The 21,727-nt window shown below is 69.3% G+C and carries 21 protein-coding genes; 4 read left to right on the top strand and 17 right to left on the bottom strand.

Annotated elements, in window-relative coordinates; translation table 11 throughout:
• Positions 1 to 549: 549 nt before the first annotated feature.
• The gene (locus MEICH_RS0108805) at positions 550 to 1,671 is read right to left on the bottom strand and encodes an acyl-CoA dehydrogenase family protein (protein ID WP_027892305.1); all 1,122 of its coding nucleotides are present in this window, start codon (positions 1,669 to 1,671) and stop codon (positions 550 to 552) included.
• A 212-nt stretch (positions 1,672 to 1,883) separates the two neighbouring features.
• Entirely contained in the window at positions 1,884 to 2,840 is a 957-nt protein-coding gene (gene cysK, locus MEICH_RS0108810) for a cysteine synthase A (RefSeq protein ID WP_027892306.1), read from the bottom strand.
• Positions 2,841 to 3,000: 160 nt separating this feature from the next.
• Between cysK and MEICH_RS0108815 the strand changes: the two genes are divergently transcribed.
• Positions 3,001 to 3,471: an FKBP-type peptidyl-prolyl cis-trans isomerase gene (locus tag MEICH_RS0108815; protein ID WP_027892307.1), complete on the top strand. Its 471-nt coding sequence runs from the start codon at positions 3,001 to 3,003 to the stop codon at positions 3,469 to 3,471.
• A gap of 66 nt (positions 3,472 to 3,537) precedes the next feature.
• Entirely contained in the window at positions 3,538 to 4,362 is an 825-nt protein-coding gene (locus MEICH_RS24345) for a R2-like ligand-binding oxidase (RefSeq protein ID WP_036219078.1), read from the top strand.
• 228 nt (positions 4,363 to 4,590) lie between these two features.
• Here MEICH_RS24345 and MEICH_RS0108825 read toward each other — a convergent pair whose 3' ends face one another.
• The 3 genes from MEICH_RS0108825 to MEICH_RS0108835 form a co-directional block, all read right to left on the bottom strand.
• On the bottom strand, positions 4,591 to 5,181 hold the full coding sequence (locus tag MEICH_RS0108825) for a hypothetical protein (protein WP_027892308.1): 591 nt from the start codon (positions 5,179 to 5,181) through the stop codon (positions 4,591 to 4,593).
• A gap of 101 nt (positions 5,182 to 5,282) precedes the next feature.
• On the bottom strand, positions 5,283 to 6,020 hold the full coding sequence (ubiE, locus tag MEICH_RS0108830) for a bifunctional demethylmenaquinone methyltransferase/2-methoxy-6-polyprenyl-1,4-benzoquinol methylase UbiE (RefSeq protein ID WP_420804464.1): 738 nt from the start codon (positions 6,018 to 6,020) through the stop codon (positions 5,283 to 5,285).
• Positions 6,021 to 6,252: 232 nt separating this feature from the next.
• Positions 6,253 to 7,818 (bottom strand): DNA repair protein RecN, encoded by a 1,566-nt coding sequence (locus MEICH_RS0108835; RefSeq protein ID WP_027892310.1) that lies wholly within the window; start codon positions 7,816 to 7,818, stop codon positions 6,253 to 6,255.
• Between the two features lie 222 nt (positions 7,819 to 8,040).
• Between MEICH_RS0108835 and MEICH_RS0108840 the strand changes: the two genes are divergently transcribed.
• Positions 8,041 to 8,874, top strand: coding sequence for a sulfurtransferase (locus MEICH_RS0108840; RefSeq protein WP_027892311.1), 834 nt, complete (start codon positions 8,041 to 8,043; stop codon positions 8,872 to 8,874).
• Positions 8,875 to 9,068: 194 nt separating this feature from the next.
• Here MEICH_RS0108840 and MEICH_RS0108850 read toward each other — a convergent pair whose 3' ends face one another.
• Entirely contained in the window at positions 9,069 to 9,926 is an 858-nt protein-coding gene (locus tag MEICH_RS0108850) for an SDR family oxidoreductase (protein ID WP_027892312.1), read from the bottom strand.
• Positions 9,923 to 10,288: a holo-ACP synthase gene (gene acpS / locus MEICH_RS0108855; RefSeq protein ID WP_027892313.1), complete on the bottom strand. Its 366-nt coding sequence runs from the start codon at positions 10,286 to 10,288 to the stop codon at positions 9,923 to 9,925. Before acpS ends, MEICH_RS0108850 begins: the two co-directional genes overlap by 4 nt.
• Before the next feature lie 217 nt (positions 10,289 to 10,505).
• On the opposite strand from acpS, the gene rsmF reads away from it, so the two are divergent.
• On the top strand, positions 10,506 to 11,867 hold the full coding sequence (rsmF, locus tag MEICH_RS0108860) for a 16S rRNA (cytosine(1407)-C(5))-methyltransferase RsmF (protein ID WP_027892314.1): 1,362 nt from the start codon (positions 10,506 to 10,508) through the stop codon (positions 11,865 to 11,867).
• Between the two features lie 212 nt (positions 11,868 to 12,079).
• Here the strand turns inward: rsmF and MEICH_RS0108865 are convergent, their stop codons facing one another.
• The 10 genes from MEICH_RS0108865 to MEICH_RS24350 form a co-directional block, all read right to left on the bottom strand.
• Positions 12,080 to 13,123, bottom strand: a complete 1,044-nt coding sequence (locus MEICH_RS0108865; protein WP_027892315.1) for a 3-dehydroquinate synthase — start codon at positions 13,121 to 13,123, stop codon at positions 12,080 to 12,082.
• The gene (locus MEICH_RS0108870; protein WP_027892316.1) at positions 13,104 to 13,664 is read right to left on the bottom strand and encodes a shikimate kinase; all 561 of its coding nucleotides are present in this window, start codon (positions 13,662 to 13,664) and stop codon (positions 13,104 to 13,106) included. Before MEICH_RS0108870 ends, MEICH_RS0108865 begins: the two co-directional genes overlap by 20 nt.
• 31 nt (positions 13,665 to 13,695) lie before the next feature.
• A complete protein-coding gene (gene aroC / locus MEICH_RS0108875; protein ID WP_027892317.1) occupies positions 13,696 to 14,847 on the bottom strand; it encodes a chorismate synthase in 1,152 nt (383 codons plus the stop codon).
• Positions 14,848 to 14,913: 66 nt separating this feature from the next.
• Positions 14,914 to 16,398 (bottom strand): type II secretion system protein GspD, encoded by a 1,485-nt coding sequence (locus MEICH_RS0108880; RefSeq protein WP_027892318.1) that lies wholly within the window; start codon positions 16,396 to 16,398, stop codon positions 14,914 to 14,916.
• A gap of 15 nt (positions 16,399 to 16,413) precedes the next feature.
• Positions 16,414 to 17,523: a hypothetical protein gene (locus tag MEICH_RS0108885; protein WP_027892319.1), complete on the bottom strand. Its 1,110-nt coding sequence runs from the start codon at positions 17,521 to 17,523 to the stop codon at positions 16,414 to 16,416.
• Positions 17,520 to 18,098, bottom strand: coding sequence for a type IV pilus inner membrane component PilO (locus MEICH_RS0108890; protein ID WP_027892320.1), 579 nt, complete (start codon positions 18,096 to 18,098; stop codon positions 17,520 to 17,522). The genes MEICH_RS0108885 and MEICH_RS0108890 overlap by 4 nt, the downstream gene beginning before the upstream one ends.
• A complete protein-coding gene (locus MEICH_RS0108895) occupies positions 18,088 to 18,792 on the bottom strand; it encodes a competence protein (RefSeq protein ID WP_027892321.1) in 705 nt (234 codons plus the stop codon). The genes MEICH_RS0108890 and MEICH_RS0108895 overlap by 11 nt, the downstream gene beginning before the upstream one ends.
• Complete coding sequence (gene pilM, locus MEICH_RS0108900; RefSeq protein WP_027892322.1) at positions 18,785 to 19,924, bottom strand: type IV pilus assembly protein PilM; 1,140 nt, start codon at positions 19,922 to 19,924, stop codon at positions 18,785 to 18,787. Before pilM ends, MEICH_RS0108895 begins: the two co-directional genes overlap by 8 nt.
• Positions 19,925 to 20,128: 204 nt before the next feature.
• On the bottom strand, positions 20,129 to 21,136 hold the full coding sequence (locus tag MEICH_RS0108905; RefSeq protein ID WP_027892323.1) for an isocitrate/isopropylmalate dehydrogenase family protein: 1,008 nt from the start codon (positions 21,134 to 21,136) through the stop codon (positions 20,129 to 20,131).
• Between the two features lie 91 nt (positions 21,137 to 21,227).
• Positions 21,228 to 21,701 carry a DUF5317 domain-containing protein gene (locus tag MEICH_RS24350; RefSeq protein ID WP_051304062.1) on the bottom strand — a complete coding sequence of 158 codons (474 nt, stop codon included), beginning with the start codon at positions 21,699 to 21,701 and terminating at the stop codon, positions 21,228 to 21,230.
• Positions 21,702 to 21,727: the final 26 nt, after the last annotated feature.

Genomic DNA, 21,727 nt, shown 5'->3' on the forward strand with positions numbered 1-21,727 from the left:
GCGAGGAATAGCGTAGAGAGGTGCCGATAGCTGGTAGCCCATAGCCGATAGCTAGGCGTGGAACATTCGCTCACCGTTCACGGTGAGCGCCTTTTTCTCTGCTTGCTGGTGGGGGAGGGGCGGTTTGCGGTGCTTTGATTTGGCGACCGCGGTTCCGCCGTCGGAGGGTGTAGGGGAGGCCATTCCACGTGGCGAGGGCATCGCGGTACGCGATCCGGCATACGCCGGAAACCTGCTCCCCCTCGCACCCTCCGAGGGACTCGCGGACATGCCGCCGGGCCTCAGTGCCCGCGTGTGCGGGGGTGCGGGCCGCACCTTGACCCGGCGGCATGCTCGTCTGCGCCACCTCCCTCACCCCCTCCCGCGTGAGCCGCACACCCCGGCCGGGGCGGGGCAGCGACCACCGAACGCCCGTCCCTTGGGGCGTGGGGCTGTAGTTGGCTTACGGGCCGGGCACAACCCCAGTGGATGATCGATTTCAAAAGGGCGTTCGGCTATCGGCTATCGGCTATCGGCTATCGGCTATCGACTATCGACTATCGACACCCCTCAGCGATACAACTCCCTCGAGATTACCAACCGCTGAATCTCGCTCGTGCCCTCGTAGATCTCCGTGATCTTGGCGTCGCGGTAGTAGCGCTCGGCGCGGTATTCGCGGTGGTAGCCGTAGCCGCCCAGCACCTGCACGGCGTCGCGGGTGACGCTCACGGCGGTGTCGGAGGCGAAGAGCTTGGCGGTGGAGGCCTCGAGGGTGAAGCGTTCGCCGCGGTCTTTCTTGGCGGCGGCCTCGAGGGTGAGGGCGCGGGCGGCGGCGATCTTGACGTGCATGTCGGCAAGCTTGAAGCCGACGCCCTGGAACTCGCGGATCTTCTGGCCGAACTGGGTGCGCTCGCCGGCGTAGGACCTGGCGATGTCGAAGGCGGCGCGGGCCATGCCCACGGCCTGGGCGGCGATGCCGATGCGGCCGGAGTCGAGGCCGGCGAGGGCCTGGGCGAGGCCGCGGCCCTCCTGGCCCAGCAGGTTCTCGTCGGGGACGAACACGGCGTCGAAGTGGACTTCGGTGGTGTGGGCGGCGTGGAGGCCCATCTTGTGTTCGGGGCTGCCGAAGCTGAGGCCGGGGGTGCCCCCCTCCACGATGAAGCTGCTGATGCCCGTGTCGCCTCGAGCCATCACCACGTACACCTGGGCCTGCCCGCCGGAGGTCACCCAGCTCTTGACCCCGTCGAGCTGCCAGCCGCCGCTCACCTTGCGGACGGCGAGCTTCATGGAGGCGGGGTCGGAGCCGGCGTGGGGTTCGGTCAGGCAGAAGGCCCCGATCCACTCGCCCCGGGCCAGGGGCACGAGGTACTTCTTCTTCTGCTCGGGGGTGCCGAACTTGTTGAGCATGTACTGCGGGAGGCCGCTGGTGACGGAGAGGATGACGGCCACGCTGGGGTCGGCGGCGGCGATCTCCTCCATGGCCAGCACCCAGGTCACGCTGTCCAGGCCCGCCCCGCCCCACTCCTCGGGGGTCGTCATGCCCAAAAGCCCGAGCTCGGCCAGGGTTCTGAGCTGCGGCCAGGGATACTCGCCCGACGCGTCGTACTGCGGGGCCTTCTCCCACAGCACCTCGCGGGAGACCTGCCGCACCATGTCCAGGACCATCTTCTGGTCGTTGGTCAAGACTGCCATGATACCTATCGTATCACGCGCCTGGTGAAGAAAAAGCGTAATACGTGCCCGGGGAAGGGGAGGGTACCGGGTGGCAGGGAAGGGCGTAGGAGGCTGGTGGCTCGGGGTGAGAGGAACCCCTCCCCGTCGGCGTCGAGGGTCTAGGGCCGGGGGTCGAGGACCAAGGCGTACGACGTACGACCCGCGCCGGGCGTTCGGCTATCGGCCATCAACTATCGACCATCGACCATCGACGGCCTGGCCACGCTCGAGCCCTCCTCCTCCGCGTAAAGCGCCGTGGTGAGGTACTTCGAGCCCGAGTCCGGGCTGATGCAGACCACGCGCTTGCCCTCGCCCAGCTCCCTCGCCACCTGGAGGGCTCCCCAGACGATCCCCCCGCTGCTCATGCCCAGGAAGAGGCCTTCCTCGCGGGCGAGGCGGCGGGCGAGGGGGAAGGCTTCCTCCTCCCACACCTGGATCACCCGGTCGAGCATGCGAACGTCGAGGTTGGGCGGGATGAAGCCGGGGCCCATGCCCTGGAACTGGTGCTGGCCCATCTGGCCGCCGGAGAGCACGTTGGAGCGGCCCGGCTCGCAGGCGATGACTTGCACGCCGGGGACGCGCTCGCGCAGGTAGCGCCCCACGCCCATGATGGTGCCCCCGGTGCCCGAGCCGTAGACGAAGGCGTCGACGCGGCCGTCCATCTGCTCGAAGATCTCGGGGCCGGTGGTCTCGTAGTGGGCCTGGACGTTGGCGGGGTTGTCGAACTGGTCGGGCATGTAGCCGCCGGTCTCGAGCGCGATCTCCTGGGCCTTCTCGCGGGCGGCCAGCATGCGCCGCTCGGGGTCGGTGAGCACCAGCTCGGCCCCGTAAGCCCGCAGGGTGCGCTTGCGCTCCTCCGACATCTGCGCGGGCATGCACAGGATGAGCCGGTAGCCGCGGCTGGCGGCGATCATCGCCAGGCCGATCCCGGTGTTGCCGCTGGTCGGCTCGACGATGACCTGGCCCGAGCCGGGCTTCAAGATGCCGCGCTCCTCGGCGTCGCGCACCATGTACCACGCGGCGCGGTCCTTGATGGAGCCGCCGGGGTTGGAGCCCTCGAGCTTCACGAAAACCTCGGCCATGCCGGGCTCGACCACCCGGCGCAGCTTGACCAGAGGGGTCTTGCCGATGGCGTCCTCGATGAACATGCCCCCTAGCATACGTCGGGCACGGGCCGGGGGGGTGCGGGGGCCTACAAAAACCGAAAGGGCACGGCGGTAACCATTCCCCGCGGGCTAGGGTGGTAAACTCAGGCGTTTGAGTGCCTGCGGCAAGATTCTTCCCACGCCAGGCACGACAGGTGTACCGATGATTGCAACGCAAGACCACGTGGTGACCATCCGCTACGTCCTCACCGTCGGGGGCGAAGTCATCGACCAGGGCGAGCTGCCCTACCTGCACGGCTACGGCAACATCATCCCGGGCCTCGAGGAGGCCCTGGAGGGCAAGCAGGTCGGCGACTCGCTCCAGGTCAGCGTGCCCCCGGAGAAGGGCTACGGCCTCGAGGACCCCGAGGGCGTGCGGGTGGTCCCCCGCGACCAATTCCCCCCGGACGCCCCGCTCGAGCCCGGCGCCCAGCTCTACGCGCAGGACATGGACGGCCAGGTACTGCCCTTCTGGATCATGGAAGTCGACGGGGACGAGGTCACCATCGACTTCAACCACCCCCTCGCCGGGGAGACCCTCAACTTCGACGTGACCATCTCGGGCATCCGCGCGGCCACCTCGGAGGAGCTCGAGCACGGCCACGTGCACGGGCCCGAGGGCCACGTGCACTAGGAAGCGCCGGTAGCTGAGCGCGGAAGGGGCGAGCCACTGGCTCGCCCCTTCCGCTACAATCACCCCATGCGACAACTGGCGACCAGCCGGCCGGGGCGGGCCGAGGACGGCTTCGTGACGCAGCTCTACCACAAGGCCAAGCGCAACTTCTGGGACCCGCAGGCGCTCGAGTTCGACCAGGACCGGCAGGACTGGCAGGGTCTGAGCCCGGACCAGCGGGAGGTGCTGCTGCACCTATCGGCCCTGTTCGTGGGCGGGGAGGAGGCCGTAACCCTCGACCTCGCGCCCTTCCTGTGGCGGGTGAGCCGGGACGGCCGCTACGACGACGCGCTGTTCGTGGCCGCCTGGACCCTCGAGGAGGCCAAGCACGCCGAGTTCTTCGACCGCTTCCACCGCGAGGTGGTGGGCACGGCGCCCGAGCTGGCCGTCTACCACCTGCCCTCCTGGCAGAAGATCTTCTACGCGGCCCTGCCCGATGCCATGAACGCCCTCGTCGCCGACGCCAGCCCCGAGGCCGAGGTGCGGGCTCTGTGCACCTACAACCTCGTCGTGGAGGGAATCCTCGCCGAGACGGGCTACCGGGCCTACCGCGAGGTGCTCGAGCACGGCGCCATCCTGCCGGGCCTGCGCGCGGGTCTGACCCACGTCCAGGCCGACGAGGGCCGCCACATCGCCTACGGCCTGCACACCCTCGGCAAGCACCTCCAGGCCCACCCCCACACCCGCGCGGTGCTCGAGGACGTCCTGGCCGAACTGGTCCCCGCCGCCCTGGGCGTGGTGGAGGAGATCTTCGCCGCCCACGACCCCATGCCCTTCGCCCTCGAGCAGGAACTGTTCGTGGACTACGCCTTCCGCCAGTTGCAGCACCGGCTGGAGGCGCTGGAGAGATAGGGGTGCGCGGCTTGTGCCTCGTGTCCTGTGGTAAGCCCCTCCCCGCGCCCGGGGAGGGGGTATCCCCCCAGCCCCCCTTGCTAAGGGGGGTAGAGACAGGCGTCTGGCGTTTGGCGTTTTGCGTCTCGCGTACGACGTAGGACGTACGACGTACGTTGGGCGTTCGGCGTTTTGCGTTTGGCTATCGGCTATCAGCTATCGGCTATCGACCATCGACCATCGACCCATTCAAGCCCGCAACCCCTTCGACAGCGGTTGCCCCTTCGGCAGCCAGAAGGCGAGGTACTCGTGCTCGAGCCGCATCAGCAGCCGCAGGCCCTCCTCGGTCTCGAAGCGCATGAACAGGGGCAGGCTGAAGCGCGCCTCGCCGCGCTCGATGCGGAAGTTCTCGTAGGTGTAGGCCATGTAGAAGTCCTGCTCGCTGTGCATGAGGCGGTCGGTGTAGAAGACGACGGTTTCGCCGTAGCCCTTGGTGGCCTTGCTCATGTCCTCCCAGAAGATCCCCTGGGCCTCGACCTCGCTCAGGTACTCCCCGCTCACCATGCCCAGGCGGCCGTAGAAGGCGGCGGGGAAGTCCTTGAACTCGTAGTAGAGCCCCTGGGGGCCGTGCCAGAGCTTGATCAGGCCGTTCTCATAGCAGCGCCCCTGGGCGCTCTCGCGGGCGAACTCGCGGGCCAGGCTGAGGTGCTCGAGGTCGGGGAAGGAGCCCATCTCTAAACCCTCGAACAGCAGGCGCTGCGGGTCGATCACCAGGTCGCGCGGGCGCGGCAGGGCGGGCTTGGGGGTGCGGGTTTTGCTCTTGCTCGAACGCAGGGCCATTCTTCTCCTTAGCTCTTGGGGCTCGAGGCCGGCGGGCGCGAAGGGTCTCTTTTCCTTACGCGGGGATTCCGGCCGGCGGATCTACCGGACGGGGTAGCGGCTCACTTCTCGCCGACGTGCAGGGCGGCGATGCCGCCGGTGAACAGCTTGTGGCGCACCCGGAAGCCCGCCTGCTGCATCATCCGGGCGAGGGTTTGGGGGTCGGGGAAGCGCTCGACCGAGGCGGGCAGGTAGCGGTAGGCGGCGGCGTTGCCCGAGATGAGGCCGCCGACGAAGGGCAGGATGCGGGTGAAGTAGAAGCGGTAGAGCACGCCCAGGCCGCTCTTGGGGGGCGGGGGGAACTCGAGGATGCACAGCCGCCCGCCGGGCCGCAGCACCCGGTAGAGTTCGGCCAGCGCCCGCTCGTAGTCGGCGAAGTTGCGGAAGCCGAAGGCGATGGTCACGGCGTCGAAGTGCCCGTCGGGGAAGCTCAGGTTGAGCGCGTCGGCTTCCTGGAAGCGCACCTCGAGCCCGGCCCGCCGGGCCTTGGCGCGGGCGCGCTCGAGCATGGGCGGGGCGAAGTCGCCGCCGACCACCTCGGCGTGGGGGGCGCTCTGCTTGAGCAGCAGGGTCAGGTCGCCGGTGCCGCAGGCCAGGTCGAGCACTCGCCGGGGGCCATGCCCCAGGGCCTCGCGCACCGCGGCGCGGCGCCAGCTCTGGTCCACCCCGGCCGAGAGCACGCGGTTGAGCAGGTCGTAGCGCGGGGCGATCTCGCTGAACATCTCCCGGACGGCCTGGGGGTCGCGTTCGCGGCCAGGTTCGGCAGGGAGCTGGGTTTTGCGCTCGCTCTTCGGCAGCACCGAACGAGTGTAGCACAAGGGGTTAAGGGCAAACGATACCCAGGACAGCTTGCGGGAGAGCCTGCCGCCCGGAGGGGGTTTTATACCAGATTCGGTCAGTCCGTCGCCGGACGGCGACGGACTGACCCGACCGAAGGGAGTGCTCTGGGATTCAAAAAGATAACCTCTGGGATCTTTGGATTTGGATGATTATCTTTTTGAATCCGGTATTATGGGCTCGAGCGCCGGTGAGCTACCGCGCTTGCAGCAGCTCGCGGGCGTGCTGCATGGCGGCGTCGGAGTAGGAGCCCGAGAGCATGCGGGCCAGCTCGCGCACCCGCTCCTCGCCCCCCAGCGCCTGGATCTCCACCCGGCCCTTGTTCTTGACCACCCGGTAGTGCTGCTGGGCCTGGGCGGCGATCTGGGGGAGGTGGGTCACCACCAGCACCTGCCGGCGCTTGGCCAGCCGGGCCAGCCGCTCGGCCACGCGCCAGGCGGCCTCCCCGCCCACCCCGGCGTCCACCTCGTCGAAGACCACGGTGTCGGCCTCGCTGCCCGTGAGCAGCGCCAGCGCGAGCATCACCCGCGAGAGCTCGCCGCCCGAGGCGGCCTTCTCCAGCGGGGCCAGCCCCTGCCCGGGGTTGGCGCTGAAGAGGAGCTGCACCTCCTCGAGCCCCTCCGGCCCCGGCTCGTTGAGGGGGACCAGGCCCACCTCGAAGCGGGCCTCGGGCATCCCCAGGAAGCGGATCTCCTGCGTGGCCTTGGCGCTGAGGTCGCGGGCGGCGGCGCGGCGGGCCTCGGAGAGGGCCTCCCCGGCCTGCGTCAGCTCGGCGTGGGCCTTCGCCACCTCGCCCGCCAGGGCGGCCAGCCGGTCCTCGGCCCCCTCGAGCTCGGCCAGCTCGCGGCGCGACTCCTCCGCGAAGGCCAGGATGCCCTCCACCCCCTCGCCGTACTTGCGCTCCAGCCGCTCGATGAGGGCCAGGCGCCCCTCGACCTCCTCGAGGCGGGCGGGGTCGGCCTCGAGGCCCTCGAGGTAGTCCTCCAGCTCGCGGGCGATGGCCCGCAGGCTGTCCAGGGCGGCCTCGAGGTCGTTGCCCAGGCTCTCCAGGCCGCTGTCGTAGCGGGCGGCGCTGCGCAGCTCCTTGAGCGCGGCCCCCACGATCCCCAGCCCGTCGCCCTCGCCGCTGAGCCCGCCGGCCGCCGCCCCCACCCGCTCGCGCAGGGTCTCGAGGTGGCGCAGCCGCTCGACCTCGTTCTCCAGGCGCTGCTTCTCGCCGGGCTCCAGCCGCGCGTCGTCGATCTCCTTGAGCTGGAAGCGCAGCACGTCCAGCCGCCGCTCGCGCTCCCGCGCGGCCTGGGAGAGCCGCTCCTGCTCGGCCAGCAGGCCCCGCCAGCGGGCGTAGCGCTCGCGGTAGGCCTCGAGGGTCGCCCCTTCGATGAGGCTGTCCAGCAGGCCGCGCTGCGCCTTGCGCGAGGCCAGGGCCAGCGCCGCGTGCTGGGCGTGGATGGCGAGGTGCTCCCCCGTCGCCTCGGCCAACTCGCGCAAGGAGACCACCTCGCCGTCCAGCCGCGGCGTGCTGCGCCCCCCCGCGACCCGCCTCGAGAAGACCCGCCCCCCGAACCACGCGGTCACCAGGAGGCTGTCGGCCCCGGAACGGATCATCCCCTCGGCCTTCTCGCCCAGCAGCAGCGACAGCGCGTCCACCAGCACGCTCTTGCCCGCCCCGGTCTCCCCGGTGAGCACCGTGAGCCCCCGGTCGAAGTCCAGGGCCACCGATTCCAGGACGGCCAGATTTTGCACCTCGAGCCTTTCCAGCATCGCCCCTAGTTTAACGGGCGCCGATAGGCGTGACTGATAGTGGGTGACCAAAGGCGGGTGGTGTGTGGCTCGTGGTGAAAAGAGCTCCCCCTGCCCGCGGGGAGGGTTTATCCCCTCTGGCCCCCCTTGCTAAGGGGGGAACAAGGCGTCTTGCGTCTTGCGTTTGGCTATCCGCTATCGACCATCGACCATCGACCATCGACCTTAAGGTAACTTGTTCCCATGCACCCCCTGGTAACCGCCGAATGGCTCCTCGAACACCTCCAAGACCCCGACCTGCGCGTCGCCGACGTGCGCTTCTCGCTGGCCGACCCCCTGGCCGGGCGCATGGCCTACCTCGAGGCCCACATCCCCGGCGCCGTCTACCTCGACCTCGAGACCGACCTCTCCGGCCCCGTGCGCCCCGACCGCAAGGGCGGCCGCCACCCCCTGCCCGACCCGCAAGCCCTGGCGGCGACGCTCGGGGAGGACGGGATCGGCGACGAGCACTTCGTGGTGGCCTACGACGAAAACGGCATGTTCGCCCCGCGCCTGTGGTGGCTGCTGCGCTGGCTGGGCCACGAGCGGGTGGCCGTGCTCGACGGGGGCATCAGGGCCTTCGTGGCGGCGGGCGGCTCCCTCACCGCCGAGCGGCCCGAGTACCCCAGGGCCACCTTCACCCCCCGCCCGCAGGCGGGCTGGGTCGTGTCGGCGGAGGAGGTGGCCTCGAGGGGTGCAGGCACCGTGCTCATCGACGCCCGGGCCCCTGAGCGCTACCGGGGCGAGGTCGAGCCCATCGACCCCGTGGCCGGGCACATCCCCGGTGCCATCAACCGCAACTGGGCCGACAACTTCGAGCCCGACGGCCGGCACAAGTCCCCCCAGGCCCTGCGCGAGCGCTTCGCGGCGGGCGAGGGCAAGGAGCTCATCCTCTACTGCGGCTCGGGCGTGAGCGCCTCCGCCAACCTGCTGGCGCTCGAGGTCGCCGGGATCAAGGGCGCCAAGCTCTACGCGGGCTCCTGGAGCGACTGGGTGAGCGACCCCTCGAGGCCCGTCGCCAAGGGGGAAGAGGGCTAGGTCTCCCGCGCGTAGTACTCCCACTTGATCCCGTCGGGGTCGCCGAAGGCGATGTAGGGGAAGCGCATCCCCAAGAACTCGTCGGTCTTGGGCCCGATCACCTCCACGACCGTCAGGGAGGGGTGTGCTCTAGGATCCGAAAAGATAGCCTCTGATGGTCTTTGGATTGGACGATTATCTTTTTGAATCCGGCATCAGCCCTTGCGGCCGTACAGGCGCCGGACCAGCCCGCCCAGGATCATCTCGTCCAGCAGGCGGTCGGGCAGGAAGCGCGCGAAGAAGATCCCGGCCTTCGCGTCGCGGCCCACCACGTAGCGGGTGCGCGGGCGCGGGGCGGTGAGGGCGTGCTCGACCGCTTTGGCGACCTCGAGCGGGGGCAGCCCCTTGCCGTCGATGCCCTCCACGTAGCGGATCAGGCCGTCGATCGCCTTGCCGTAGAGGGCGCGGGCCTCGGGCGGCAGCTTCTCGAGCAGTTCGCGGCCCCAGTTCACCCCCTTGCCCCAGATGGGGGTCTGGATGTTGCCGGGCTCGACGACGCACACCTCCATCCCCCAGGGCTTGAGCTCCCGCCGCAGCGCGTCGGAGAGGGCCTCGAGCGCGAACTTCGAGGACGAGTAGGGCCCGAACAGCGGGGCCGCGACCCGGCCCGAGATCGAGCTCATGTTGACCACGCGCCCCCGGCCCTCCCGCAGCAGGCCCAGGAAGCCCTGCAGCACCGCCACCTGCCCGACCACGTTGACCTCGAGCTGCCGCCGCAACTCCTCGAGGGGGAGGAACTCGAGCGGCCCCGCCATCGCGATCCCCGCGTTGTTCACCAGCCCGTCGAGCCTGGGGGTGTGGGCCCGGACGGTCTCCGCCGCGCGGGCGATGCTCTGGGTGTCGGTCACGTCGAGCAGCACGGGGTGCAGGAGGCCCGTGGCCTGCCGGGCCAGGCGCTCGCCGTCCTCGAGCCTGCGCACCCCCGCCCAGACCGTGTGCCCTTTCCCCGCGAGGTGGAGCGCGCAGCACTCCCCGATGCCCGTGGAAGCCCCGGTGATCAGGAAGTGCTTCACAGCGCCTCCAGGACCACCACCGCCGTGGCGTGCTCGTGCTCGTGCGCCAGCGAGACGTGGGCCCGCCAGCCCTCCCGCTGCATGCGCTCGGCGATGCGTGGCGCGAAGTTCAGCGCCGGGCGCGGCCCCTTCATCTCCACCCACACCTCGCGCCAGCCGTGGTTCTCCGGCCAGCACTTCTGAAAAGCCTCCTTGGCCGCGAAGCGGGCCGCCAGCGAGAGCATGGGGTCGGCCTTGGCGAGGCAGTACGCGATCTCCTCGGGGGTGAAGTGGCGCTCGAGAAAACGCTTGGGGTGGCGTTCATACACCCCACGCAGCCTCGAGACGGAGGCGATGTCGGTTCCGACGGCGACGATGGGCATGGAGTCATAGTAAGGAGGCGAAATGCTGAACGCCAAGCGCCGGGCGCGGGGCGCGGGTCGTACGTCGTACGCAAAACGCAAGACGCAATACGCAAAACGCTTTGGCCCCCGGCCCTCGACAAGGGGGCTACCACGAGCCACTAGCTATCAGCTATCGGCCATCAGCTATCGACTATCGACTATCGACCACCGACACCCGTAAGGTAACGTGTTCCCTGTGGATTTGCCCAAGGCTTTCCTGGCCCGTATGAGCGAACTGCTCGGCGGGGAATTCGCCGAGTTTCACCGGGCGCTGACCTCGGCCGACCGCAGTTACGGGCTGCGGGTCAATACGCTCAAGCTCAGCCCCGAGCAATTTCGCTCCGTCAGCCCGTGGCCGCTCGAGCCCATCCCCTGGGCCCCGGAGGGCTTCTACTACCCGCCGGAGGCCCGGCCGGGGCCGCATCCGTTTTTCTACGCGGGGCTTTACTACATCCAGGAGCCCTCCGCCCAGGCGGTGGGGGCGCTGGCTGATCCCCAGCCGGGCGAGCGGGTGCTCGACCTGGCGGCCGCGCCGGGGGGCAAGACCACGCACCTGGCCTCGAGGATGCGCGGCGAGGGCTTGTTGGTGGCCAACGAGGTGGACGGCGGGCGCATGGGGGGGCTGCTCGAGAACGTGGAGCGCTGGGGCGCGAGGCTGGCCGTGGTGAGTGCCCCGGTCGAGCGACTGGCCGAGCAGTGGGGCGCCTACTTCGACCGGGTGGTGCTCGACGCGCCGTGCTCGGGCGAGGGGATGTTCCGCAAGGACCCCGACGTGGTGCGCCACTGGGGCCCGGGGGCCCCGGCGCGCTCGGCGCGGGTGCAGCGCCAGCTCATCGACCACGCCGGGGCGATGGTGCGGCCGGGCGGGGTGCTGGTGTACTCCACCTGCACCTTCGCCCCCGAGGAGAACGAGCAGGTCATCGCCCACTTCCTCACCCGCAACCCCGAGTTCGAGCTCGAGGCCGCCCAGCTCCACCCCAGCTTCGCCCCGGGCGTCCCGGCCTGGGGCGACGGCAACCCCGCCCTAGCCAAGGCCGCGCGCCTGTGGCCCCACCGCGTGCAGGGCGAGGGCCACTTCCTGGCGAAGCTGCGCAAGGTGGACGGCTACGAGGAGACCCCGCCCCGCGAGAAGGTGCCCCCGCTGTCCAGGGAGTCCCGCCAGGCCTGGCAGGGTTTCGCCCAGGAGCACCTGAAGGTGAGCCTCGAGGGCGAGATCTGGGAGCGCGCCGGTCACCTCTACCTCCTGCCCGAAGGACTCCCCAGCCTCGCCGGCGTCAAGGCCCCGGCCCCCGGGCTCTACCTGGGCAAGGTCCAGGCGGGCCGGGTGCTCCCCGGCAAGGCCCTGGCGCACCACCTCGAGCCTTCCCAGGTCGCTCGAGCCGTGGAACTTGCCCCCGACGACCCCCGTGCCCTGCGCTTCGTGCAGAACAACCCGGTCGAGCTCGAGGCCGAGGACGGCTGGGCGGTCGTGGCGGTGGCGACGGCGGTGGGGAGCTTCAGCCTGGGATGGGCCAAGATCAAGGGCGGGGTCGCGCGGATGGGGCGGGCGACGTTGTGAGTCGGTGGTTGATGGCCGGGCGCGGGTCGTACGTCGTACGCAATACGCCTAACGTCGAACGCCCAACGCCGAACGCGAGATGCGAGACGCAAAACGCCTTGTCACCCCCCTTAGCAAGGGGGGCTGGGGGGGGATAACCCCACACGAGCCACAAGCTGACGGCTGACCGCTGAAAGCTGATGGCTGATGGCTGATAGCTGATAGCTGACCGCTTACGGCTTACTGCTAACCCGCTCGAGAAACTCCCCGTAAGCCTGCCGCAGCACTTCTTCCTCCACGGGCTGCACTGCTAGGTGGCCGGGCTCGAGGGGGATGACCCAGTGCAGGTTACTGCCCAGTTTTTTCTTGTCGCGGGCCATGTAGGGCCAGACCTCGTCCCAGCTCAGGGGGGGCAGGGGAGGGGGTTGGAGCCAGCGCAGCAGCGCTTCGACCCAGGGCGTCAGGTCGGTGCCGCCGTGGGCCTTGCCCAGCAGGGCGGCGTAGAGCAGGCCGTAGGCGACGGCGGCGCCGTGGGAGAGGGCGTGGTGGGTGGCGGCCTCGAGGGCGTGGCCCAGGGTGTGGCCCAGGTTGAGCTTCTTGCGCTCGCCCTTCTCGTAGGGGTCGGCCTCCACGACCCGCACCTTCACCGCGACGGCGCGCTCGAGGTACTCCTCCAGCCCCGGCCAGTCGGGGCGCACGGGCTCGAGGCGCATCAGCACCTCGTCGCCGGCGATGATCCCGTGCTTGAAGGCCTCCACCAGCCCCTCGCGGAAGAGGGAGGGGGGGAGGGTGGCGAGGCTGTGGAGGTCGAGGTAGACGGCCTTGGGGGTGTGGAAGGCTCCCACCAGGTTCTTGCCCTCCTCGAGGTTGATCCCGGTCTTGCCGCCCACGCTGGCGTCCACCATCGCCAAGGTGGTGGTGGGGAAGCTCACGTAGGCGACGCCGCGCAGGTAGCTCGCGGCCACGAAGCCGCCGAGGTCGGTGAGGGTGCCCCCGCCCACGACGTACAGCGTGGCGTCGCGGGGCAGCCCGAGCCCGGCCAGCCAGGAGAGCACCCGGCCGTACGTCTGGAGGGTCTTGGCCGCTTCGCCGCCGGTCAGCCCCAGGCGGTGGGGGATGGCCAGGGCCCCCGCGAGCTCGAGGGCGTACCCCTCCACCGCCCGGTCGTAGAGCAGGGCTTTGGGGCCCGGCCCGGCCTCGGCTTTGGCCTGTTCGGTCAGCCCGCTGCCGAGGTAGAGCGGGTAGGCCGGGTTCTGGTCAACGGTCAGCTTCCGCATAGTCCCACAGCTTCTCGATGAGCTCCTGCACCACGTCGTGCACCTCGCGCCCGTCGGTCGAGGCGTGGATGGTGGCCTGCCGGTAGATCTCCTGCCGCTGTTCCATGAGCTGCCGGATTCGCGCCAGGGGGTCGGCGTCCATGAGCAGGGGGCGCTGCCCGGGGCGGCGGCTGACGCGCTCGAGGATGGTCTCGGGGCTCGCCCACAGCGCGATCACCGGCCCCCGCGCCAGCAGCCGCTCGCGGTTCTCGGGCCGGGTGAAGGTGCCCCCGCCCAGCGAGAGCACCAGGTAGTCCTTCTGCACCAGCTCGGCCACCGCCTCGCTCTCGAGCCGCCGGAAGGTCTCCTCGCCCAGGTGGGTGAAGATGTCGGGGATCGAAAGGCCGGTCTCGCGCTCGATGTAGCCGTCGAGGTCGATGAAGTGCAGCATCAGCTCGCGGGCCAGCTCGCGCCCGATGCGGCTCTTGCCCACCCCCATGAAGCCGGTCAGGGCGATCCAGGTGGCCGGACGGTCCACCTCCAGGACGCGGGGCTGGTCCATCACGCACCCCCTCTCGAGCCGGTCGGTGCCATCAGTATGCCAGTACCCGCTCTTTGTAGCGCTCCACCCGCTCGACGAGCTCGTCCAGGGTGTCCCCGCCGAACTTCTCCAGGTAGGCCTGCGCCAGCACGATGCCCACCACGGCCTCGAGGATCACGCTCGCGGCCGGGACGGCGGTGGTGTCGCTGCGCTCGCGGGCGGCGTCGGCGGGCTCATGGGTCACCACGTCCACGGTGGGCAGCGGCCGCATCAGCGTGGCGATGGGCTTGAGCGCGGCCCGCACCACCAGCTCCTCGCCGTTGGTCATGCCGGCTTCGAGGCCCCCCGCCCGGTTGCTCCGGCGGTAGTAGCCCCGGCCCTCCTCCCAGTAGATCGGGTCGTGGACCTCCGAGCCCGGCTTCATGGCGTTGTCGAAGCCGGTCCCGATCTCCACCCCCTTGATGGCGGGCACGCTCATCGCCATGTGCGCGATGCGCCCGTCGAGCTTGCGCTCCCAGTGCATCTGCGAGCCCAGCCCCGGCACCAGCCCCTTGAAGCGGGCCTCGATGACGCCCCCCAAGGTGTTGCCGGTGGCCTTGGCCTCGTCCACCCGGCGGATCACCTCGGCCTCGCTCTGGGGGTCGGTCATGCGCACCGGGCTCTCCTCGACGTGCTCCTTGAGGTTCCAGTCGAAAGGGGTCGCGCTCCACACCCCGGCCATCCCGGCCACGTAGCCCACGCTCTCCACCCCGAAGAACGACAGCAGCTTGTGGGCGATGGCGCCCACCGCCACCCGGGTGGCCGTCTCGCGGGCGGAGGCGCGCTCGAGCACGTCCCGCAAATCCTTGTGACCGTACTTGATGCCCCCCGGCAGGTCGGCGTGGCCGGGGCGGGCCGCCGTGAGGGCCTTCTTGCGCGGCTCGTTGCCCGGGGCCGGGTCCATGATCTCGGTCCAGTTGCGGTGGTCGGCGTTGCGGATCACCAGGGTCACCGGGGCCCCGGTGGTTCGCCCCATCCGCACCCCGCTCATCAGCTCGGCGGTGTCGGTCTCGATCACCATCCGGCGCCCGCGCCCGTACCCGCCCTGCCGCTTCTTCAGCCAGGGGTTGATGTCCTCCGCGCTGAGCGGCAGTTGCGAAGGGAGTCCCTCCACGATCGCGGTGAGCTGAGGCCCGTGGGATTCACCCGCAGTCAGAAAACGCATGCCAAGAGCCTAACACACCAAAAAGCGAGGGGGGCAGGCCTGGCCTGCCCCCCATCGGCTCAGCTTTTAGCGGGCATCGCTGATGATGTTGGCGGTGATGATGATCAGTAGCTCCTCACTGCTGACGGTGCTGGTGCGCTGCTTGAAGAGCAGGTCGAGGATGGGGATGTCGCCGAGTATGGGAACCTTGTTCTCCTCGTTGACGGTGTTTTGCTGGACCACTCCACCGATCACTACGGTCTGGCCATCCTTGATGCGCAGCTTGGTACGGTCGGAGCGGGTCTTCACCTCGATGCTGTTGGCGATAGGGCCTTGCCTGGGCTGCTCCCCGGTCTGGGTGAAAACCTCCAGGGTGATCTGCCCGTCCGCGGTGATCTGCGGGACGACGCGCACGAGCAGGCCCACGTCGAACTCGCGGGTGGGTTCGCCCTGCACCTGCGGGGTGACGATGAGCCTCGAGCCCGACTTGACCTCGAAGTTGGGGTAGTTGTCCTCGACGATCTGGGTCACGTCGCTCAGGCGGCGGGCCAGGCTCTGCTGCTCGAGGATGTCGAGCACCGCCCGGATGTTGAGCGCGGCCAGGCTCTTGGAGGCGTCGAAGATCAGGCTCAGGGCGCCGTCGATGATGCTGCCGACGAGGTTCCCCCCGCTCAAGCTCTCCCACTTGATGCCGAAGCTGCTGACCACGCTGCTGTCCACCGACTGGATGCGCACCTTGAGCTGCACCTGTTTAACCGGCACGTCGAGCTCGCGGATGAGGGCTTCCACGCGGGCCATCTGCTCGGGGCTGGCGGTCACGATCAGGGTGTTGGTGCGAACGTCGGCGGTGAAGAAGGCCGTGCTCTGGGCTTGGGGCTGGGCCTGAGGCTGGGTTTGGCCCTGGGCCTGCTGCCCGTTGCTCTTGCCCTCGAGCGCCGAGCTGAGCACCTCGGCCATCGCCTCGGCGCGGGCGTGGGCCAGCTTGAAGTTGCGGGTAATCCGGTCCACCTGCGCCTGGGGCCGGTCGATCTGGGCGAGCAGGGCGGCGATCTCGGAGTGCTGCTTCTCGGTCGCGGTGATGAGCAGGGTGGGCTGCCCGGGCGCGACGGTCACGCGGATGCCGGGGATTTCGGCCTCAAGGAAGCTCTTGAGCGCGGTGGGGTTGCCGTTGATGGCGTAGCTGCGGCGCACGGTGGGCTCTTCCGTGGGCGTGGTCGGCTGCTGCGCCGTCTTGGGCACGTAGCGCGAGACCACTTCCGGAGAAGCCACCAGCATCACGTTGTTCTCCAGGAGGATGTAGTCGAGCTTGCCGTCGCCGTAGGTGTTGATGAGCAGGTCCCAGACCTGGCGGAAGGGCTTCTTCTCCAGCGAAACCCGCACTAAGGTGGCCGGGATGTCCCGCAGCAGAGGGGTAAGGCCCACGCTGGTCGCCGTGCTGCGCAGGGCGTCCTCCAGCGGGATGCCGTTGGGGGCGATCAGGTCCACCGCCTGGTCGAAGCGGGCGTCCCTGGGGAGGCTACCCGCGAAGGCCAGGCTCAGGAGTAAGACGATAAGGGACAGGATTCGTTGCATAAGCTATCACCGCCTCTAGGGGTTCACCAGTTCGAGCGTAAGGCTTTCCGACCCCTGCACCAAGAGGGCTTCGCGGGCTGTTAAGGTTTTAAGAAGGACCTCGCTCTCGGGGAAATTGCGCCCCACCGGGAGCACGAAGAAGCCGTTCTTGCCCTGGAAGATGCCCACGCTCGTGGGGCCGAGCACCACGCCGACGAGCCGCAGGTTCTGCTCCTGCACGAAGCGGGTCAGGACCGAGACCACCGGGGTTTTGACGACGGGGGTGGTGGCCGGCGTGGTGGGCGTGGCCTTGGGCTCGAGCGTCGGGTTGGGCTGTCCCTGCTGGCCGACGGGAGGGAGGCTGGTGCTGCCGCCGAGGTTGGCCTCGCCGGGCTGGGCCACCTGCGGCTGCGTGGGCTGGGTGGCCTGGGCGGTGGGGACTTCGCGGTCGAGCGGGGCGAGCCGCAGGGGGAGAGCCCCGCCGCTCAGGCTGGGGGCCGGGGCCGGCGTGCTCGCCCCGGCACGGGGGTTGGCGGCCGGAAGCCGGGCCTGGCTGCCGCTGCCCGCGGGGGCCGTGGTGGGCGTCGCGGTGGGGCGAGGGGTGGGGGCCGGAGCCGTCACCCGGATGTTGGGCGAGGGAAGGGGCGTCTGCACCGGGCGAACTTGCACCCGGGGGCCGCTGGGGATGGCCCGGGTCGGGGGCGGGGTCTGCGCCACCACGGGTGGAGGGGTGGGCTGGGTGGCGGTGGCGGTGACGGTAGGCTGCTGGCTGGGCGGGACCTCCTCCGGGAACAGCGGCATGAAGGGGTTGGGAGGTGCCTGCACCTGCAGGCGGCCGGGGGCCGTGGGCCCGGGGCTGGCCTGGGCCGGCTGGGCCGGACCGCTCTGGGCCTCGGGGGCAGGGCTTTCGCCGGGCGTGGTCTCGGCCTTGAGGAAAGGCAGCGGCACGACCTCGAGCGAGCGCGCGGGAACGGTTCCCTCCGGAGGGGTCACGGGGGTGGTGGGCGTGACCGCAGTGTCCGCCGGCTGCCCCACCTGGCTCGCCACCAGGTACCACACCCCGACGAGCCCGGCGAACAGCAGGCCCGCCAGGGCCACCTTGGTGGACTGGGGGAGTTTGCGGAGGGTGTTGCCGAGCTGGTTCATTGCTGCCCTCCCTGCGGCGCCGCGGCCTGACCGGTGTAGACGTAGACGGTCATGGTCATGCTGCTGTTGATGATGGGGTTGCTGCTCTCAGCGCCCACCGTCAGGTTGAGGCCCGCGACGGTGGCGAAGCGCTGGAGGTTCTCGAGCTGCTTCAGGAAGGTGAAGAGCTCGGGGAAGGGCGACTCGACCTGCATCGCCAGGTTGATCGTTCGCACCCCGGCCACCTCGCTGCCGCCGGTGGTGCGCCCGATGGTCTTGAGCGTGACCCCGCTGCGGCGGGCGAGCTGGGTGAGAAGGGTGAGCACCTGGGAGAGGTCCTCTTGCGGGGGCAACTCGCGGAAGAAGCGCTGGCGCTGGAGCTCGAGGTCGAGGATGGTCGCGCGCAGTTGGGGCAGCGCCCGCTCGGCCGCCCGTCCCCGGTCACGCTGCACCGAGAGCTCGGCGATCTGGCTGCGCAGCAGGCCGATCTCCGAACGCATGGGCTGAATCAGGAAGAAGTACAGCCCCAAAGCCAGCAAAAAGGAGGCCAGGATGATGATGATGGCCCATTCGCGTTGGCCGAGCCTAGCGAGCACCTTGTCCACCTCCTGTGGCGCTGCCCTGCGGGGCGGAGCTGGTGCTGCCGGGCGCGGGCTGCGCGCCCGGGACGCTGTCCACCAGCCCGACCGTGGCGGAGAAGGTGTAGACCCCCCGCTGCAGGTCGAGGCTGGAGTCGCGGAAGTTGATGCCGAAGCGCGGCGAGGACTCGAAGGCGTCGACGAAGCGGATGAGCTCGCGCTCGTTGAGGGCTTCGCCGCGCAGGTCGAACTCCACCCGGGCGCTCTTGCCGTCGTAGGCCCCGGCCTGGGCGGCGGTCTGGGACTCGGCGGGCGTGAGCAGCTTGGTGCCGATGCTCTTGAGGTTGACCCCGAAGGCGCTGCCGCTGGGGGCGCTGCTGGAGCGGGGGATCTGGTTGATGACGGCCGCCAGGTAGTCCGACCAGTTGACCTTGCTCTGCTCGAGCTGGCTGCGGATCGCGATCACCTGCTGGAGCTCGGTGCGCTGCTGCTCGAGGCGGCGCTGTTCGGCGATGAAGCGTTGCAACGAGTTGACCTCGATCTGAAGCTGTTCTTGTTCCCTTTGGAGCGCGTTGCGCTCGGAAAGGGTGGAGAAGTAGAGGTAAGCCGTGATGCCCAACGCCAGCCCGGCGAAGCCGACGGCGGCCAGTCGCCACCACCCCGGCTCGACCCGGCGGCGCAGGGTCTTGGGCAGCAGGTTGAGCTTAATCAATTGAACCCACCCCCCGCATGGCTAAGCCCACCGGCACCACGAACTCGGCGGAGAGGCCGCGCAGGTAGTCCGGATCGAAGCGGCTCTTGTCGTAAGACACGTTTTTCCAGGGGTCCACCACTTCCAGCGGGATGCCCAGGGTGTCGGCCAGCAGCGGCACCAAGCTGCGCAGCTTGCTGCCGCCCCCCGCCACGAAGCCCTGGTCGATGCCCAGGTCGCCGACTTGCACCCGGAAGAACTCGAGGCTGCGCCGCAGCTCGGTGGTGAGCTCGACGAGCACCGGGCGGATGGCGTCGTACATGCGCGCCGGGTTGAAGCGCTCGCGCTCGGCGTCGAAGTCGAGGAGCAGGTCCTCGTCCTCGGTGGGGATGGTCGCCAGGCCGTAGTTCTTCTTGGCCTCCTCGGCGGCGGTGCTGTCGAGGTTGAAGGCCTTGGCGATGGCCGCGGTGAAGTCCTTGCCCGAGAGGTTGATGACGCGGTTGAGCAGCAGGCGCTCCCCGCGGGTCAGCACCAGCGCGCTCGACTCCGCGCCGATCTCGAAGTACAGCGTCACCAGCTCGCGGCCGCCGTCGCCCACGAGCTGCGGCTCGAGCACGCGCAGCCCGGCAAAAGGCTTGACGTCGATGATCAGTGGCTCGAGGCTCGCGGCCTTGAGGGTCTCGACCAGGCTGGCTACGGTCTCCTGCCGCGCCGCCCCCACCACCACGTCCATCTGCTCACCTTCCGCTACGCTGTCGAGGGGGTCCAAGGGCGCATAGTCCATCACCACTTCGTCGATGGGGAAGGGGATGTAGCGCTCGGCTTCCCAGCGCACGGCCTCCTCGAGCTGCTTGGCGGCCATCTTGGGCACCTGCAAGGTGCGGGTGATGACCGCCGAGTTGCTCACCGCCGTTACCACGTAGCGCTTGCGGGTACGGATCTCCGCCAGCATCTCGCGCAGCTCGTTGGCCAGCGCCTGTGGATCAGCGATGTTGCCCTCCTGGAAGAGTCCTGGAGGGGTTGGCCGGATGGATAAGCCCCGCAACGTAGGGGGTGTCCCCGACAACTCTACCAGCTTGAGGTTGGCCGAACCGATCTCGAGGCCCAGGGCCTCGACCCGTGGCTTCAACAAGCTGCTAAAGAACTCACGCACACTGCCCCCTTTCGGTCAACATGGGTCTCCAGGACGGTATTTGAGTATAACATTAGCGCAATTCCTGGGACCTTCTGCTTGCATCAGTGTAACGTACCCCGTTGCGACTGCAATGGTCAAATGAACTCCTGGACGAATCTCGTCCAGGAGCCAATTTGAGCCTTTGGGAAGGGTTGTATAAAGAACAAGTTAACGAACCTGGCGTTACAGCGCCGCCGCCACGGCCTTGGCGAAGGTTTCGGTGTTGGCGTCGCCTCCGAGGTCGGGGGTGCGGGGGCCGTTCTCGAGCACCCGGTCCACGGCGCGCTCGAGGCGCCGCGCGGTCTCGTGCTCGCCCAGGTGGTCGAGCATCATGGCCGCGGAGAGGATGGTGGCGGCGGGGTTGGCGATGCCCTTGCCGGCGATGTCGGGGGCCGAGCCGTGCACCGGCTCGAAGATGGCGTTGTCGAGCCCGATGTTGCCGCTGGCGGCGATGCCCAGGCCGCCCACCAGCCCGGCGGTGAGGTCGGAGATGATGTCGCCGAAGAGGTTGGTGGTCACCAGCACGTCGAAGCGCTCGGGCCGGATCACCAGTTGCATCGCGCAGTTGTCGATGATGATGTCCTGGGTCTTGACCTCGGGGTAGTTCTTGGCCTGCTCGAGCACCGTGTTAAGGAACAGCCCCTGGGTCAGCGGGAGCACGTTGGCCTTGTGGGCCACGTGGAGCTGCTTGCGCGGGCGGGTCATGGCGAGCTTGAGCGCGTACTCGCCGATGCGCGAGCTGGCCTTGCGGGTGATCACGGTGTCGGCGATGGCCAGCTCCCCGCCCAGGTAGCTGCGCTCCTGCTCGACGTAAAGCCCCTCGGTGTTCTCGCGCACCACGATGAGGTCCACCCCCTCGCGCGCCCCGGGCACGGGGTGGTACTTGGCGGGGCGCACGTTGGCGAAGAGGTCCAGGCGTTTACGCAGGTAACGGATGGCGCCGAAGAAGCCCGGCACCTTCTTGTTGGGGCTGCTGGCCGCCCCGAACAGGGTGGCGTCGGTGGAGGCGATCTTCTCGACCGTCTCCTCGGGGACTGAGATCCCCACTCTTTCGAAGGTCTCCCAGCCCGCCTCGGCCTCCACGAAGTCGAGCTTCAGCCCGGTGGCCTCGAGCACCAGCCGGGCGGCCGGGATCACCTCGTGGCCGATGCCATCGCCTTCGATCAGACAGATTTTGTAGGTGCGGCTCATTCAAATCACCAGCCGCCATTCTACGCCCTTTTCCGCCGGGCGCATTTCCTTAAACGGCCTGCCCCTACCACGGCCCCGGCGCCCGGCCGGCTCAGTCCGTGTCGAAGCGGATGTCGATGTTCCACTCCTGCCGCCGCTGCCGCCTGGCCTCGAGGCCCAGCTCGAGCACCAGCGCCGCGATCCCGATGATCAGATAAACGTCGCCCAGGCTGAGCACGCTCTTGGCCCAGTAGACGGGGAGGATATCCCCTAAATAGTAGAAGGGCGTGTCCGGGGTCATGAGCGAATGCACCGCGTCCGAGCGGGCCGTGAGCTGCTGGGCCATGCCCTCGCGGGCTTCGGGCGGGACGGCCTCGAGCCACACCGGCATGTGCCCCCGGTTCGCCACGATGACCAGCGTGTTGAGCGCGAAGCCCAGCCAGACGAACCACAGGCTGCGAAGGCGCAGGTTCGCCAGCAGGCCGTAGCTCACGCACGCCAGCACGCCCGCCTTCGCCAGCGGCCCCCCCACCTCGGGGCTCAGCCACCCCCGGCCGGTCGAGAAGCCGACGAGGGCCTCGAGCAAGGCCCCCGCGAGAAAAACCCACCCGG

This window comes from Calidithermus chliarophilus DSM 9957 (assembly GCF_000430045.1).
Taxonomy (GTDB): Bacteria; Deinococcota; Deinococci; order Deinococcales; family Thermaceae; genus Calidithermus; species Calidithermus chliarophilus.